16 protein-coding genes are annotated in these 17,079 nt (G+C 50.5%); 5 read left to right on the forward strand and 11 right to left on the reverse strand.

Annotated elements, in window-relative coordinates; genetic code table 11:
* Positions 1-13: 13 nt before the first annotated feature.
* The 5 genes from JMI88_RS08760 to JMI88_RS08780 form a co-directional block, all read right to left on the reverse strand.
* Positions 14-661 (reverse strand): TetR/AcrR family transcriptional regulator, encoded by a 648-nt coding sequence (locus tag JMI88_RS08760; protein ID WP_201361430.1) that lies wholly within the window; start codon positions 659-661, stop codon positions 14-16.
* 487 nt (positions 662-1,148) lie between these two features.
* Complete coding sequence (locus JMI88_RS08765; protein ID WP_201361431.1) at positions 1,149-1,637, reverse strand: cupin domain-containing protein; 489 nt, start codon at positions 1,635-1,637, stop codon at positions 1,149-1,151.
* Between the two features lie 102 nt (positions 1,638-1,739).
* A complete protein-coding gene (locus JMI88_RS08770; protein WP_201361432.1) occupies positions 1,740-2,348 on the reverse strand; it encodes an HdeD family acid-resistance protein in 609 nt (202 codons plus the stop codon).
* Positions 2,349-2,492: 144 nt separating this feature from the next.
* Entirely contained in the window at positions 2,493-3,731 is a 1,239-nt protein-coding gene (gene fabF / locus JMI88_RS08775; protein WP_201361433.1) for a beta-ketoacyl-ACP synthase II, read from the reverse strand.
* A 51-nt stretch (positions 3,732-3,782) separates the two neighbouring features.
* On the reverse strand, positions 3,783-4,388 hold the full coding sequence (locus JMI88_RS08780; protein WP_201361434.1) for a TetR/AcrR family transcriptional regulator: 606 nt from the start codon (positions 4,386-4,388) through the stop codon (positions 3,783-3,785).
* Between the two features lie 371 nt (positions 4,389-4,759).
* On the opposite strand from JMI88_RS08780, the gene JMI88_RS08785 reads away from it, so the two are divergent.
* Both JMI88_RS08785 and JMI88_RS08790 read left to right on the forward strand, forming a co-directional pair.
* Entirely contained in the window at positions 4,760-6,253 is a 1,494-nt protein-coding gene (locus JMI88_RS08785) for an IS4 family transposase (protein WP_201361435.1), read from the forward strand.
* A 180-nt stretch (positions 6,254-6,433) separates the two neighbouring features.
* Complete coding sequence (locus JMI88_RS08790) at positions 6,434-6,940, forward strand: nucleotidyltransferase domain-containing protein (protein ID WP_201361436.1); 507 nt, start codon at positions 6,434-6,436, stop codon at positions 6,938-6,940.
* Between the two features lie 63 nt (positions 6,941-7,003).
* On the opposite strand, the gene JMI88_RS08795 is transcribed toward JMI88_RS08790, so the two are convergent.
* The 6 genes from JMI88_RS08795 to JMI88_RS08820 form a co-directional block, all read right to left on the reverse strand.
* Positions 7,004-7,879 (reverse strand): ABC transporter permease, encoded by an 876-nt coding sequence (locus tag JMI88_RS08795; RefSeq protein ID WP_236022870.1) that lies wholly within the window; start codon positions 7,877-7,879, stop codon positions 7,004-7,006.
* Complete coding sequence (locus JMI88_RS08800) at positions 7,836-8,636, reverse strand: ABC transporter ATP-binding protein (protein ID WP_201361437.1); 801 nt, start codon at positions 8,634-8,636, stop codon at positions 7,836-7,838. The genes JMI88_RS08795 and JMI88_RS08800 overlap by 44 nt, the downstream gene beginning before the upstream one ends.
* On the reverse strand, positions 8,620-9,063 hold the full coding sequence (locus JMI88_RS40065) for a MarR family winged helix-turn-helix transcriptional regulator (protein WP_201361438.1): 444 nt from the start codon (positions 9,061-9,063) through the stop codon (positions 8,620-8,622). The genes JMI88_RS08800 and JMI88_RS40065 overlap by 17 nt, the downstream gene beginning before the upstream one ends.
* A gap of 260 nt (positions 9,064-9,323) precedes the next feature.
* Complete coding sequence (locus JMI88_RS08810) at positions 9,324-10,646, reverse strand: DUF4352 domain-containing protein (RefSeq protein WP_201361439.1); 1,323 nt, start codon at positions 10,644-10,646, stop codon at positions 9,324-9,326.
* Between the two features lie 364 nt (positions 10,647-11,010).
* Positions 11,011-11,676, reverse strand: coding sequence for an alpha/beta hydrolase (locus JMI88_RS08815; protein WP_236022871.1), 666 nt, complete (start codon positions 11,674-11,676; stop codon positions 11,011-11,013).
* 362 nt (positions 11,677-12,038) lie between these two features.
* Entirely contained in the window at positions 12,039-12,863 is an 825-nt protein-coding gene (locus tag JMI88_RS08820; RefSeq protein WP_201361440.1) for a glycosyltransferase family 2 protein, read from the reverse strand.
* Between the two features lie 634 nt (positions 12,864-13,497).
* Here JMI88_RS08820 and JMI88_RS08825 point away from each other — a divergent pair.
* The 3 genes from JMI88_RS08825 to JMI88_RS08835 all read left to right on the forward strand — a co-directional run bounded on the left by JMI88_RS08825 (position 13,498) and on the right by JMI88_RS08835 (position 16,764).
* Positions 13,498-14,208, forward strand: coding sequence for a hypothetical protein (locus tag JMI88_RS08825; RefSeq protein ID WP_201361441.1), 711 nt, complete (start codon positions 13,498-13,500; stop codon positions 14,206-14,208).
* A 315-nt stretch (positions 14,209-14,523) separates the two neighbouring features.
* Complete coding sequence (locus JMI88_RS08830) at positions 14,524-15,624, forward strand: sensor histidine kinase (protein ID WP_201361442.1); 1,101 nt, start codon at positions 14,524-14,526, stop codon at positions 15,622-15,624.
* Between the two features lie 312 nt (positions 15,625-15,936).
* Positions 15,937-16,764 (forward strand): MetQ/NlpA family ABC transporter substrate-binding protein, encoded by an 828-nt coding sequence (locus tag JMI88_RS08835; RefSeq protein WP_236022872.1) that lies wholly within the window; start codon positions 15,937-15,939, stop codon positions 16,762-16,764.
* The last annotated feature ends 315 nt before the right edge of the window (positions 16,765-17,079 follow it).

A 17,079-nucleotide genomic window follows, 5' to 3' on the forward strand; every position in this document is an offset into this window, starting at 1 on the left:
CAAAAAAAGAGATCTAGCCTTTCCTAAAAGCTTTAAACACCATCTCACGGGCCAGGGCTGTTGCTTGCTGGATACGTTCGTTATCGAATCCAGGCATACTGATCGTCAGTGAGACGATGCCATGCATCGTAGCCCAGAGCACATCGCTATAGCTCTGCGCGTTGCCCGCCTCCATCACCCCTTCATCCATGGCGAACTGGATCGTTTCCTGGAGCACGCGCAACGCGCTCAGGCGTGGCTGTTGCTCCCCCGGACGGACCTGGGTCAGGAAATCTGTACGCCACATAAACATCAACTGGTAGTGGACTGGATTCTGCAGACCAAAGCCGACATATGCCTGCGCCAGCGCTGCCAGCCGTTCCCAGGGATCGGCGCTCAAAGTGGCGGCCTGTGCCAGCTGTTGCTCAAAGCGAGCAAAGCTCTCATCGACAACAGTGAACAGAAGCTCATCCTTATCGCGAAAGTACAGGTAAAGTGTAGCGGCTGAATAGCCGATCTCCTCCGCCAGCTGGCGCATCGAGAAGCGATCATAGCCCCGTTCTAAAAACAGGATTGCCGCTACCTTCAGAATTGTCTGGCGCAGTTCCTCTTTCTCCTGTTCGCGCCGATGACGGCTGGCTGTTCGGATGCGTGCTTCGCGCGTCTTGATTTCTTTACCCACTATCTTTATCCTTTCCAATAAATAAACGCCGTTCATTATATAACATAAGTTATGCCTATGTCAAGATGAAAGTGTCTGGTTATGCTATGAGCTAGCCTGTCTCTTTGCGCATTGCCCAAGGAATCAGTCACAGGTTGAAAAGAAGCATTGTCCCTTCCTTGAGTTAAAGATAAGAAGCAAATTGAAGAAGAGAAAAACGTGCGTAGTGATAAGTGATCTCGAATCACGAAACGATCCCATCATGGTGATCCGTTTCGTGTTGTGGAGACGTCCATCTGCGGAGGGATTGTTTTCGTGTTTTAGAGGTGATAACGTATGTATGCCGATCATAACTTATTTAGAAATTACTAATTAAAAATACATATAATTGCATATATTTATGACGACTGCTTGCTTTCATCTCGGAAACGAGCAAAAAGAGATGTATTATATCCATATTGGTTCTTTTTCGAGCCAAGGAGGGCAGAAGCGCCCGCAAGGGGCGCATCTACGGGTTGAGGGTGATGCCGAATTGTTGTGAAAGCTGCTGCCATTTGTGGGCCGCTTCGGGCGAGATTTGTCCTGGTTGTACCTGTTCTTGCTGAAATAGCTGTGCCATTTGCGCGAAGAAAAGTTCCAGGCCGGCTGGTAGGATAAAGATCAGGAAGCGGGCGCGTGCAGAATCGATCCTAAATGAGTGTTGTATGTTGCGTGGTAGCCAGGTGAAAGTTCCAGGGGATGCTGAGAAAGTTTGCTCGCCTACATAGAAGGTGGCTGCACCATCGAGCAGATAGAAAGCTTCGTCCTCACGCGTATGGGTATGGGGTGGCGGCTCCTGGCCTCGCTCAATGATAGCCTCGTTCAGGGTTAACTGTCCCGCTGTATCTTCTTTTTGTGCCAGATAGTAAGAGTGCTGCAATTCATCGCCCAGGCACGCATCGCGCAGGTTGCGTGTATAGGGGACAGTCTGGTGGTGTTGAATATTATGCTCTGTCATTACTTTGCCTTTCAAAACGTGGAAGACGTGTTGATTTCTACCTGCTTCCTCTCGCCGCCAGGCCTTAATCGTCGGATGGTCGAGAGTGAGCAGGTAGCATGATTATTCCTGCGTGGCCGACATCATGGGTGGTGGAGTAGACGCCTGTGCGTGCCGCATGTGTAGCGCGCGCTGGATTAAGAGGATACCAATGACGATTCCGCTGATGCAGATAATAAAGGGCACCACTATCACCAGCGTCGTTAGCGATACAGCCAGGAAGCCGCCTAGCGGTACGATCAAGAACAGCAGCGTGAGGCCAACAATGGTACTCAGCACTCCAATCCCGATGTCATCCCACTCTTTGTTTCGGCTGCCGTGCACGATTTCACTGATGCCATAGATGATGCCTAGAATTGAACCTACCAGGAAGATTGCGGGCGGTAGGACACTCAGGCTCCAGATGCGGAAGATCATCAGCAGTAGGCCAGCGATTATTCCTACGCCGGCGACGATGATCTTGAATTTGGGATACGATTTGCTGCGAAACATGTTGAAGAATAAGAGGATGCCAGAGATAAAAAGATAAGCACCCAGCAAACGAACCAGCAGGGTAGACAGTTTAAATGGAGCTAGCAAGACCAGCAGCCCAAGGATGATAGCAACAATACCCTGGACCAGTACAACCCACCAGGTGGTAGTGGAGCGAACCCTATGAACCAGACGCTGCATATTCTTTCTCCTCGTGAATCGGCGTTTTTCGCCTCGATGTCTTATCTGGTAGAGTGAATAATAGCATGCGGTTCTGGTGCAGAGCATCCACCAAAGGGATGAAAATTGGCCCTGTCAGTAGCCTACTGACAGGGCCGGGCTTATTTACATTTGGTAGCGTTGAAAGATCAGGCTGGTGTTGTGGCCACCAAAGCCCATTGAGTTTGAGAGGGTGACATCTACTTTACCGGCACGGGCCTGGTTGGGAATATAATCCAGGTCGCATTCGGGATCGGGCTGGTGCAGGTTGATGGTGGGAGGCATCAGATTGTGTACGATGCTGAGCACCGAAATCGCGGCCTCTATGGCTCCGGCGGCGCCGAAGGTGTGTCCCAGCATGGATTTAGTCGAGCTGATCGCGACTTTGTGGGCGTGCTCACCAAAGCACGTTTTAATGGCCTGGGTTTCGCGGACGTCGTTGAGGGAGGTCGAGGTGCCATGGGCGTTGATATAGTCGACCTGCTCGGGTCGCAGACCAGCGACCTGTAGGGCTCGCTGCATGGCCATCACTAATCCCGCTCCACCTGGGGCGGGCTCGGTAATATGATAAGCGTCGGCGGTTGAACCATAGCCGACCAGTTCAGCCAGGATGGTGGCTCCTCGTTGCTGGGCTAGCTCTAGCTCTTCAAGGAGGAGCACGCCAGCACCTTCGCCCATGACAAAGCCATCACGTGTCGCATCGAATGGTCGGCTGGCCCCTTGAGGATCCTCATTGCGCCGTGAGAGGGCGTGCATGTTGGCAAAAGAGGCCATGCCGAGCGGCGTAACGGCCTTCTCTGAGCCGCCTGCCAGCATGGCGCGAGCCGTGCCGCGACGGATGGTTTCCCAGGCTTCACCAATAGCATTGCCGCTGGTCGCGCAGGCCGAAACCGCTGACCAGGCCGGTCCACGTGCCCCTACCAGTTGCGAAACCAGGCCGGGGGCCGCATTGATCATCAGCATTGGTATCAAAAACGGGCTGACGCGCGTCGGACCCTTTTCGTGGAGGACATTGAACTGATCATGCAGGGTTATCAGACCGCCCACTCCGCTGCCGATACATACCCCAACCTCAGGAGCCAGTTCTTTGGTGATCTCCAGTCCTGCTTGCGCCAGCGCCTGACGCGAGGCGGCTACCGCCAGGTGCGTAAATGGATCATTGCGGCGGATCTCCTTGCGATCCATATAGGGACTGGCGTCAAAGTTTCGTACCTCTCCGGCAAATGTCACCGGATATTCACGGGCATCAAAATTTGTAATCGGCCCGATACCCGAGCGACCCTGGCCCAGTCCCTCCCACGTCTCCTCTACCGTATGTCCCAGCGATGTCACCAATCCAATGCCTGTAATAACTACACGCTTCATTATTTGATGCTCCTTATATTATTCATAAACAATTAACTTTTAATAAATGAATTAACCCTTTTCCTGGTAGTGCATTAAGGCCAGCACACCTGAGCGCAGCGTAGCAATCAGCGCGGGATTGTTTTGTCCTTTCGCCAGTAGTAGCACGCCCTCAAAATAAGCCAGTAAGGCCTGTGCCATGATAGTTGTATCTACGCTGGCTGGTATCAGCTGCTCGGCTTTGGCATCATTGAGAGCCTGCTCAAAATATATGAGCCATGCTTGAAACAATTGCTCCAGGCGCGCGCGAATCGGTTCATTTTGTGTGCTTAGCTCCAGTGTAAGGTTGCCTGCAGGACAGCCGCGCATCTGACCATGCTGTTGTTGTAGTGCCTGCTGGTGCTGTAGCGTTAGCTCAAAGAAACGCAAGATACGCTCTGGAGGAGATAAGTGACTGGCAAAGGCTTGTTTTAATGTAGCCTCCAGGGATTGCCATTGCACTTCGATGGCAGCCAGGACAAGTTCTTGCTTGGATGCAAAGAAATGATAAAAGCTGCTTTTGTGCACGCCCGCCGCTGCACATAACTCATCAATACTGACGCTCTCATAGCTTTGTGCAAAGATGACCATGCGTGCTGCCTCTATCAGTCGTTTCCTGGCATCGCTGGGCCTGCCCATTAACTTTTGTTCCTCTCTCCATTATTGTGTACTATATAGTACACAATAACATAGAGCATCATACGGCGTCAATTGCCATTCATCACATAAAAGCGTCAATAACCGAGCGGCTGGTGGTAAATGACCCTGTAAATCACCTATCACAATGAATATTTTCGTGTGTTAATGGAGAAATCGGGTGCGAGGCCCGAACCTACGAGGAACGTTTACGTGCGTCGAGGAGAAATCGGGCGCAAGGCCCAATACTTTCAACTTAAGCATGTTGTTTGAAGAGCAATGAGACAAAAGAGGGATGAATGAGCAAAAGAAGTTCGCTGTTCGTCACACTGAATACAAACCGATTTCTTCGTTGTGATGAAAGGAACTTCTTCATGCCTAGCTTACGCCACCTGAGCCCAAATGACAAGATCTGCCGCCTGATTGACATGAATGTGTTCGAGGCCTGTTTTCCCGCTTCGCTCGTCGATGAGATTCTCGCTGCGCGAGCTCCCCGGTGCAACAAGGCAGGCCAGCAGCAACAAGCCCGCATCCGCAACTGTACCCCACACAGCATCATCCTGTTTCAATTGTGTTGCTCCTGGTGGCGTCGCCTCTCCCAGGAGCAGGTCTGGCAGCAGATCACCGATGGGTTGATCGACCTGCATCCGCAACAGTCACGGGAAACCATGTCTGCCCAGGCCTTGGGAGCGCAACGCGCCCGTATGGGTGCCGACCCCTTTCGTCAGTTGCTGGAGCGCGGTTGCCGCCCCCTGTGTGATCGAGCGCACACCCCAACTGCTTTTTTTCATGGCTGGCGCGTGATGGCCATCGATGGATCGGTGTTCAATGTGCCCGATACCCCAGCCAATGATCAGGCGTTTGGTCGATCAAGCAACCAGCACGGCAAAGGAGCCTATCCGCAGGTGCGAGCGGTGATGCTGATGGAATGTGCCAGCCATGCCATCATTGCCGCTGCCCTCGGGGGCTACCGCTGGGCCGAGGCCCAGGGGGTGCGAGAGGTGGTGCGCTGGCTGCAGCAGGGCATGCTGGTGCTGGGAGATTGCGGGATCTTCAGCGGGGTGCTGACCCAAGAGGCCCGCGAGCGGGGTGCCCATGTGCTGTGTGGTTTGTCGAGCCATATGCTGCGCCGGGGCTATACCCGACTGACTGATGGCAGCTACCTGGCGGTGTTGAAGCCGTGCCGCACCGCCACCTTTCGTGCCAAAGACAAGCAGACACTGCGCGTGATTGAGTACACGATCACCGATGCCCGATTGGGAACGCCAGGACGGGTCTACCGACTGGTCACCACCTTGCTCGACGAAAAGCGCTATCCCGCCAGCGAGCTCATCGAGCTCTATCAGCAACGCTGGGAGGTGGAACTGATGATCCGGGAGCTCAAATGTGTGCTGCATGAGCAGATCAAAGTCTTGCGATCGCAGACCCCGGAAGGAGTCAAACAAGAGATGTATGGGTTGATGCTGGCGCATTACGCGCTACGTTTTTGGATGGTACAAGCCGGGGAGCGGACAGGCCACGATCCTCGGGCCTTGAGTTGTGTGAACGCCTTTGAGCACCTGCGCCGCCGCATCGAGCGGGTCGCGACCCGGAGTCTGGAAGACCGAGAGCTCATTCTCACACGGATGGTGCAAGCGATTGGCGACCATGTCTTGCCTCCCCCGCGTTTGCGCAGCAATCGGCGGGAAATCAAGCAAGTTTACCACAAACACAAACCCAAAAAGCGAGGGACGCCAGCGCCCCGGCCATTTGAGAAGACGGACACCTATCTCACGTTTGTGGTTCCTGTTGTTCGAGACTTGGCTGAACAACAGGAATCCGCACAACGATCCAAGGTGCCATCCAAACCACATCCCAAAAGTGCTTAAGTTGAAAGTATTGGGCGCAAGGCCCGAACCTACGAGGGGATTTTCCGTAATGGATTATTTGTAATGTTAACATTATAAAATCTTATAATAAACATGATACCAATAGATTCGGACCTTGTGTCCGGTTTGTTCATTCGCGGGGCAGTACCGTCCCTGACTTTGAGGATAGATAATTTATTAATGATGCAGGCGCAAGATGTGTTGAAGATTATACAAACGTTGACAGCGGTGGGCATACAGCTCTGGTTGGATGGTGGCTGGGGTATCGATGCATTGCTGGGCAAGCAGACACGCGAGCATAGCGATGTGGATCTGGTGATCAGGCTAGAGCAGGTAGAGCTGGCCAGAACAAGTTTGCAGGCCGTCGGCTATGCACTGGTAGAGGATGAGCTGCCGACGCGCTTTGTCATGCGTCATGCGACTGGTCTGAGCATTGATTTCCATCCCGTGTATTTTGATGCGCAGGGAGATGGTATTCAACAGTTGCAGGACGGGACGCCTTTTCATTATCCGGCCAGCGGTTTTACGGGGCATGGCATGATCGCAGGAGTGGTCGTTTCCTGTGTGACGGCAGAGGCGCAGCTATTGTGTCACCTGGGATACGAGCCGGGTGCTAAGGATCAACACGATATGCGCCTGCTGGCTGCGTCTTTCCAGCTATCGGTGCCAGAGCAATTTCAAGGGTAGACCAGACATCATAAATTTATAGAGGCAGATCCATCTATCTTATGGGCCTGCCTCTCTCTTTTTTTACTGGACGATGCGCGGATAGAGCATGGCGCCAATCGTCACCAGTACGACGGTGACGACCAGTAGAATACCGAAATCCCTGCCGACATCGACCATATTAATAGCTGGATTGGCCAGCATCAGCGCACGCAATCCATCCACCACGTATGTGAGCGGATTGATGTGGGCGATAGCCTGCAGCCAGCCGGGCATAATGGCGATAGGATAGATGGCGTTACTGGCAAAGAACATAGGCATGGTCAGTACCTGCCCGATACCCATGACGCGATCGCGTGTCTTGAGTAGACAGGCGATAATCAGAGAAAAGGTAGAGAAGCAGCCTGCTCCCATGACTACAAATACCAGTACTCCCAGTAAGGCCAGCGGATTAAAATTCATTTTGACGCCAAGGATCAGGGCGAGCAGATAAATAACTATGGCCTGCGGCAAGGCGCGAATGCCAGATGAGAGGGCTTTGCCCAGCACCAGAGAACCACGGGGCGTTGGACTGGCCAGAAACTTATGAATGACTCCCAGGTCTCGTTCCCAGATGATAGCGATGCCGGCAAAGATTGAGATGAAGAGCACGCTCTGAGCCAGGATACCGGGAGCCATAAACTCTAGATAGCTGACGTTTTTGCTGCCAGTGGGAATCGCGCGAATGCGGGTAAAGACCTCGCCAAAAACCAGTATCCAGAGCGCGGGTTGCACCGCACGCGTAATCAGATCAGTGAAGTCGTGACGGATCTTGCGTGCTTCCCATTCAGCAATCGTGAGAGTTTTGCCGAAGAAGTTGGCCAGCCAGGCCAATGGGGATTTTGCAGCCTGGTATGGCTGGGTCTGGGCATTAATTTTAGCCAAGTCTTCGTGCTGTACGTCGTGCTCGTGAAGCGTCACGGTAGGTTCCTCCTGACTCAAGGGCATCGCCCGCGAAATGGACAAACACATCATTCAAAGTTACATCGTCGCCGCCCACGGTCGCCTTGAGTTCCGCTGGTGTGCCAATAGCGGCGATCCGGCCACGATGCATGATGCCGATCCGTGTACATAGGCTATCGGCTTCCTCCATCGAATGGGTGGTCAAGAAAATCGTCATATTTGACTCGGCCCGCAGTTGCATTAGATGCTCCCAGATCGCCTGGCGTGCGATCGGATCGAGTCCTACTGTCGGTTCATCCAGGAAGAGTACATGCGGCTGGTGTAGGAGCGCCTGGGCTACCTCCAGTCGGCGAATCATTCCTCCAGAATACTGGCGTACCAGTTGTGATCCCGCATCGGTAAGCCCGACGAATGACAGCACTTCTTTTACTCGAGCATCGCGTATACTGCGTGGCAAATCATAGAGCTTCGCAAAAATCAGTAAGTTCTCATAGCCTGTCAAATTTCCGTCGGCCGACAAAGCCTGCGGCACATATCCCAGACTATGGCGTACTGCCGTCGTCTGATGGACGATATCGAAACCATCCACGCTGGCCTGTCCTGATGTAGGGCTGAGCAGTGTTGTGAGCATCTTAATGGTCGTACTTTTGCCGGCACCATTTGGACCGAGGAGACCAAAGACCTCGCCTTTTTCCACCTCAAAGCTCACATCATTGACGGCTGCGTAGTCCCCAAATTTTTTTACGAGATGAGATACTTCAATGATGGGTGTCATTTTTTTTCATTTCTCCAAATCCCTGTGCTTCCGCTACATCCAATAAGCGCTCGACCAGCCGCTGCAATTCCTGTTGCTCTGGCTCATCAAGTACCTGCAATAAGTGGGTTAGCGATTCGCGTCTTTGCTGGCGGACCGCATCAATCTGTGTACGTCCCAGGTCTGTTAAAGAGACCTGTACCACCCGTTCATCATCGGCCTGTCGGGTACGCGTGATCAGAGCCGCCTTTTCCAGACGCTTGCAGGCCACAGTGGCTGAACCGGTTGTAATCCCCAGCGCCTGAGCCAGTTCCCCAATGTTTTGTGGACCAGAGCAGCGCAGATGGCGTAGCAACCAGTATTGCTGTGGTGTCATATCCGTGTGCCGCGATGGACGTAGCAGGCGCGTCAGTAACAGTAAGTCTTCCGTCAAACGTTCCATAGCCATACATGATCCTTTGATGGTAGATTGTTTTGATGTTCAAAATAATTATACATAGAAATATTTTGATTATCAATAGGTTCGGAGCTTGCCTCCGATTACTCCTCGCCACACCATAACGTCCCTTTGAATACGATACCGTATAGAAGGGAAGGTATATTCGGGTACCGGGTCGCCGCTCCTTCGGAGGGCGACAATCGGAGGCAAGCTCCGAACCTATGAGGGGGTGGAACGGCGCAGCGCACGCCGCTCCATGTGTTTCGGTTTTATTTGATTTGGAAGGTGCCTCTAACTTGCTGGGTGGTATTGAGTAGATCGTTTGGTAAGAAAATGAAGGTGAAATCAGTCGAGTCGGTAGGCATAATAAACACGCACGCTCCCTGAGCATTGGTTTGGCCAGGAGCGATGCTGGAGCTTAATGTGTTCGAGTCAGGTTTGTTGACGGTGTTGCCGGATTGGAGCCGCATCACATCTGATGGAAAAGGGTAGACGGTCTTCTGTGAGTTGTTATCGATCTTGAGGTTGACCACCACAAAGACACTGCCCTTATCGGCCTGCTTGCTATTGTAGCTGGTTTGTTTGGTGGCTTTGGTGATGGTCCAGTTGGCGCCTGCATATTGTAGCAGCTTGTTTGGCGTAGCGCTCACCGGTTGATATTTAGCAACGTCGGCACCATTCTTGAGAGGGATATCCATCTGTGATTCGGTGGCGGTACCAATACGCAGGGTGACCTGATCAGGTTTGATGGTGGTGGGGACCGGAAAATCAATCCAGTTATTGCGTTTGACGGAAGCGTCGGGCGCTGAATAGTATTGCTCTTTGTTAGGATGAACGCTTGTACCATCGGGCAGTAATAAGAGCATCGACTCAGTATACGAGTAAAAAGCCGATTGTGTGGATGTGTTTTCCTCGCTGAGCGATATCCGCAGGACACCTGAATTGGCGCTATCGTCATCTGTAAAGCTAGCCGCTTGTTGAACATTTTGTATGCTGAACTTCACGCTAGCATAGGTTACTGGTTGAATATTTAAGGTAGTAACCACTGGTGTTGGGATACTTTTCGTATCACTGGTATTGCTACCACTACTATTCGTGCTGATGGAGGTATGCTGGGTGGTCGTTTGCTGTACCGCGCCGGCGATCTGGTGATAGACAAAGTAGCTGGCGCCTCCACATAGAGCCAGGACCAGTAAGATGACTGCCAGGAAGCCGCACCCTACCTGTTTGAAGACGCTGCGCGATGAATCCTTCATTGGTATTGCATAGGCAGGAACTTGCCCCTGAACCATAGGAGGCGTGTCTGGTTGATAGCCAGACTGTGGTTGATACACAGGAGTATCCGAGCGATAATTCTGAGCTTGATAGCCTGATCGCTGTCCACTTCCAAATGCAGCCGGAGGTGGTGGAGGCGTTTGTTGACGAGCCTTGCCTCCTTGATCTGGTAAGACGGTCTCCTCTGCATCGACTGAGCGCTCAGTACGTTGGTTAATATTGCCCTCAGTTGTTTGCCCGCAATTCGAGCAAAAACGTTGCCCTGGCTGCACAGGAGTTCCGCAATATCGGCATAAAGGTGTTTGTGGTTCCTGCATGTTCCTCTCCTTTGAATTGGAGCTGAAAAAGTGAGTCTGTCTCGTTGAATAACTGAATGCTTGTCAGCTTTGCGCTATCTAATGAACGACAAACAAGATTAATTCTTTGGCATCAAAATTAGCGTCTCATGGTTGTCGCTTTGTGTGTCAAAATGCACCATACCCTGGTGGGGATGACAACAAAAGCGAATGCAGGGCGGTTGTCTGCAGGCTATCTGGTGTCCTTCGTGGTTGGATCGAACCTATCGGGGTATGCTCGTAATCTGCCCTGATACAGAAGCTTCGGCATGAGGTGGACAAAAAAGGTCCCTGAAGCAATGGTTTATCTACTTTTGCTTCAGGGACCTTTTTTTCATCCGTTCGATTATGCCGTGATAAGTGCTTTCATCATGGCATTAACCTGTTCGATCTCATCATCATTGACGGTGTGTCCCATCTGGGGATAGATGCGCTTGGTGACTGTTGCTTCCATGCGCTGGAGCACATCAGCTGACAGATCGACGCGCTCTTTGGGTATGTGAGGGTCGCGGTCGCTACAGCCGAGGAAGGCTGGCGTGCCTGCGAGCGATCCGGGATAGTCGCGCGCAATCGTATTGGGCCCAATTAGTCCACCGCTGAGAGCGGCGATGCCACCATAATGGCAAGCGTTACGCGCCGCGAACTCAAGCGAGAGGCAGGCGCCCTGTGAAAAGCCTAGCAGAATAGTGCGCTCAGGCGCAATGCCAGCCTCCGTCAGGCTATCCAATAGCTGACCAATTACTGATAGGGCCGATGAAAGATCCGGCTCGTTACTACTGAGCGGGGCCAGGAAACTGGTGGGATACCAGGTGTTTCCGGCCGCCTGCGGGGCGATATAGACAAAACCTGGCTGGTGCAATTCAGCGGATAAACCAAGGATATCGCGAGCCGAGGCACCGCGCCCGTGCATCATAATCATCGCCGCCTGAGCTTGCTCTAATTGCTCACCTGCCATCAACACAGGTTGACCACGATGTATGCCGGTAATTTTGTTAATGGGTGGGTTATTCAATATATGTATTCTCCCTCTACGCCCGAAAAGGTTCCCGTAGGTTCGGGGCTTGCTCCCGATTTCTCCCTCCACGCTCGAAAAGGTCCCCGTAGGTTCGGACCCACGCGTGAAAAGGTTCAAGAGACGATGTGATGTTTCCGCTCATCAACCAGCAGAACAACAAAATTTTCAAACTCTCTCTGAACAAAGATACCACAACAAAAGCTTCTTTTTCAGCCAGAAATTTATAGGAGCAAGCAGGATAGCATCAGCTTACCATCATAGAATTAATATAATTATATAGGCTGACTTAAATGCGGTGGGAGAATGCGTGATAAACCCAGGCAGATCGAGTTATCTGCTGTTTACCGTGCGCTGGCGTATCAGCGTTTGAATAAAATCGCGACCGAGATAAACTTTCTGGCGATATGATTGCCAATACGTTCCGCGAGTGTGACTTGTGGCGAACCGTGCGCATTTTTCTGTAATTGTTTAAGATGCATCTGCTGGTAAAAGCTAAGATTCTCCTGGGCTATACATTGTTCTGGATTGACACGATGCCATTTTTCGCTATTGATACTGGAGCCTGGTTGATACTTCCAGATATTTTTGCCATGTCTGATGTAAGTCTGGTGTCCAGCGCAGGGAAGCGTGCACACGCGGGCACCTAGATTGATTAGTCGGCGCACAAAGCCTGAGCCATCATCGCCTTTGGGACTATCGCGAAAACGGGCCAGGTTGGACCAGAGTTGTTTGCGATAGATCATGGTGCCATAGTGCATGCTCTCAACGCCAGGCGTTATCTTTGTTGCGTCTGCGCATTGCCATCCCTGCATTTTTTGTAGATCCAGCACGGTCTGTAAATGTAGCCCCGTGATGTCTGTGGAGCCGGAAAGCAGAGGGGCCACCTGGTAAGAGAGGCGCGCAGAAGAATACCAATCGTCATCGTCCCAATGGCAGATCAGCTCCCCGCGGGCATTTTCACAGGCAAAATTACGTTTGGCACCCACACTATGGATATACTGTGGAGCAAAATAACGCACATGAGGATATTGTGCCGCCAGATCGACCACCAGATCTTCGCCATCATCAACAATAATCAGCTCTTTATTGGGATAATCCTGTTTATCGAAATAGTGTAGCGCCTGCGCAACGAAGGCGCGTCGGTTTTTGGTCGGCATAATACATGACACAAGTGGTTGTTCCATCCCCTCCACCATCCTCTTCTCGCTGTGTTTGAAATAATCCAGTCACAGAACGCAGCAATTCTATAATATACTATTGCACGCAATTTTGCCTTGAATTGGGAAATAATGAACTATAGGCGCTCTTCACTTTATCTCTATATGATACATCATTATAATTCTCAAGTTATCTATTGTCAACATTGCCAGCCGACCGGCCCAGGTTCTCCGATTCTGTTGACATTACTTGAGAAAATGTGACTTAATAATAAGGGAAGATTATTGCACTAATATTTTTCTCCTCAGGATTTGCACCGATTTTTTTGGTCCTACCTGTATAACTCGATCGTATCCTGGGAAGCTACGACATTTCTGGTAACACATAAGAGCGCGGAAGTTGTTGTAGTGGTTATCCACATCAAAATTATTCCAACGGACTACAATAAAAGAGCATGTCGACGCCACTCAATCGCAATTAACTCTATCTTTACGGCGCAGTCGTTGTGTTAGAGTCAGCGATCAGTCATCCTCCCAGGTGGCTGCACTCATATAGTCAAGTGGTATACCTGTTGATGATGCCATTCTCTTATGTTCAGCTCGGAATGGTTCACCAGGCAGAAGCAGAATGGTATATCTGCCGTAGAGGAGCTTAAACATCATGACTTATACACGCCGAAATATGGTTGAGGAACAACAAGAGGCCAGTCAAAAAATTAAACAACTTGCTGCTATTTGCGAGCAGCTTCATTTTCACCTGGATCCTATCGACTGGAAACAATACGGAATGCGGGCAATAGTATATGTCAATGGTATTGAGATTGCTCCTCTGATAGAGTTTAACCAGTTCGAGGCTGATTCGGTTTTGCGGCGTGTGCGCATCAATTTGTTAGCTCATGCAGCTTTGCAATACGTTCATGGCAATCCAAACCTCAAAGTGTTGATGTGGAGTCCCGTGGATGTTGCGAAGCCAGAAGAATTTTTGAGCCTCTGGATCGTTACGTTGGAAACGGATGAGCGCATCGCGATTGCTGAGACGATTAAAAATGGACAGCGTGTCTATGAACCCTATGCATTCGACGGTCATGATAAAGAACAGTGTGTCAGGCTTTTCGGTCCAGCTAGCGAAGGCGACTATCAGCCTGGTGAGATGGTTACTCTGAAAGAGCGCGAGCGCGAATTTAAGGGCGAGATTCTTTATAGTATCCCTCCAGGTAAAGTAGTTACTAGCCGCAAACCCAATTCCAGGGGATATCACACAGTGGCTGGCACGGCTTCTACAAGCGGTATTGCCGCCAGGTATATTGTGGATTGCAAAGATGGTTTCCCCCATATTGTTAATCAGTCACAGGTGAGCCGCCAGGCTTCTTAGTGCCATTTATGGGTGCTGAGACTGGATTGAACACATATGGCGACTGTCGATTGAGACTTTTTGACCTCTAAAGCGCTGCAGCATCTGCAGCGCTTGCTGCGTTTTGGCTTCGGTGTTTTTCATGATATTATTGTTTGCTATCCCCGTTACCTTTTGATAACAGACTCCTCTCACCATAAGTTTTTCTCCATATGACCCTTTATATTATTTTCAGAAGTTTTTTATGTGTTGTATTGATTGCATATACTATTGTATGTGATCAATACACATGTTTTCAACGTTATTGAGAATATTAGAGTAAAAGGGTTCAATGATATGCAACGCTTATTGTATCCAATCTTCATGATTACTTTGCGTGCGTACAATGTGTTCTGGCATAAACCTTTATTCGGATATATCGCCAGCGTTCTGCTGATTGCCGCAATGGTTCTTTTAAAATATGTTGATATCTTTCTGGCAAAGGCTCCCTACTTTGCTATTGCTCCTATGGGATTGGTCTCTACTGTTGTTGCCCTTAGCTGGGGCATCGGGCCGGGCCTGTTCTCGCTGGCATTGGGATTATTGGCCACGCAATATTTTATTGTTCCTGGAATTTTTACGCCCGATATTGGCCGGGATACCGCGATTGGTGGCCCTTTTGTGGCTGTTGATTTCATTGTCATTGTGCTGGTTGCCAGGTTGGCAGTTGTTAACCAGCAACTCATTCGGGCCAATCAGGATCTGGGACAATCGGCCAATTTTAAGGATCAGTTTATTGCGCGCGCCACGCATGAGCTACGCACACCATTGACCACGATTCGAGGACAGGCACAACTGGCTTTGCGACGCTTGAGGAATTTCAAAGATGAGGTTTCTCAAGCTACTATACAGAGGCATTTCGAGAAGATGGATGGGCGGGCCGCAGATATGCAATTATTGTTGGATGATCTGCTGGATCTTAATAGTCTGCGTGCCGGGACGCTGCCTCTACACTTTGGGACCTGTGATATGGTAGAAATAGCTCAGGACGTGGTGGCGGAACAGCGTGAGGTTTCTAATCGAGCTATCACTTTCAATGAGACGGGATCACGAGTTTCTCTCTATGCTGATAAGAAGCGGCTATCACAGGTTGTCACGAACCTTATTAGCAATGCGATCAAGTATTCAACTGAGGACACAGTGATTACTGTTGATGTGGATCAGGGGCCGCGCGAGGTGGTGCTGCGGGTACACAACGAGGGCCCTCAACTATCCGCTACCTCCTTAAGTCGCGCCTTTGATATATTTTATCGTGCTCCAGAGGCTGAAGCCACTCAAACAGGCTGGGGAATTGGCCTGACGATCAGTAGAGAAATTGTTGAACAGCACCATGGCCGTATCTGGGCTGAGGCTTCTCCAGGCGGTGGCGCCACCTTTTTTGTCGCTATTCCCGTATAAAAAGAATAGTTGACAAAATATATCAGGATTGTTATGATTAACTCATAAGCGATTATTGTTCCTCTTTGTATGGAGTTTGTTATTATAGTTAATACATTTGTTTGCGTGGATGTACGTTGCAGGTGAGATATTATTTAATATATTGATAAATAATTATTGTGATTTTCAGTAAAGTTGCTCTCTGCTTTCGAAACGGAAAAAAAGAGGAAATATCACAAAGTTGATCTGCCATTTGCACTGGCATTCCGCGCATAGCAGGTGTGGGCCAGGTTCTGCTGGCCAGCAGAACCTATTCAGAAGGGAAAATACCTCATGCGCTCGTTGAAGTTTAATCTGGTCATCTTATGCGCATTGATGGCCACCGTTTTTGCAGCCTGTGGTGGAAGTAGTACCAGTTCATCTAATGGAAATGGGCCAATTACCATCAAGGTTGGTGCTGCACCCACCCCTCATGCCGAAATTCTTCGCTACATCAATGATAATCTGGCGGCTAAAGCCGGCCTGAACATCCAGGTTGTCGAGTTTACGGATTATGTGCAGCCCAACCTGGCACTGCAAGATGGTCAAATTGATGCTAACTTCTTCCAGCATATTCCCTATATGGAAGACTTCAATCAGCAGCATGGCATGAATATGGTCGCAGTGACGAAAGTACACATTGAGCCGCTTGGCATCTATTCGCATAAAGTGAAGTCCTTGAACGAGGTTGCCAGTGGTTCTGTCGTCGCAATCCCAAACGATGTCACCAACGGTGGTCGCGCCCTGCAACTGCTGGCCGATCATGGCTTGATCAAGTTAAGAAATGGTGCTGGCACCAGCGCCACCACCCATGATATTGTCAGCAACCCTAAAAATTTACAGATCAAAGAGTTGGAAGCAGCTCAGTTGCCCCGCTCGCTGGATGATACAACCCTCTCAGTGATCAATGGTAACTATGCTTTGAGTGTCGGCCTGACGCCAGCTAAAGACGCTCTGGCGCTAGAAAAAGGCCAGGGCAATCCTTATGCTAATGTGTTAACTGTCCTGAAGGGCCACGAGAATGATCCAGGTGTCACCAAATTGGCGAAACTGCTCAATTCTCCTGAAGTCAAAAAATTCATTGAAGATAAATATAAAGGATCGGTCATTCCTGCTTTCTAAGAAAAGGGACACACTCCCATGATCATGGGAATCACGTTATGCGCCAGCCTGGAGGCGTTGACGCCCCCAATCTCTTTTTTATGTTGGTGCAAAAAGTGCGCACAGCGCACTTTTTGCACCAACATAAAAAACCTGTTTTGAGCTCCGCAGGAGCGTAGTGTCATAGGTGCTGACGAGCATGCCGGGGGCATGACGAGCATGCCGGGGGCATGATCTCCTCCTCCTCCTCCTTGCCTCAGCTTGAAGGCGCGCAAAGCATGGCATTCAGACACATTCTAAGCAGTTATTCTGATCGTTGGCTGTCTTTGTGTCCAA

It is taken from the genome of Dictyobacter formicarum (assembly GCF_016587435.1).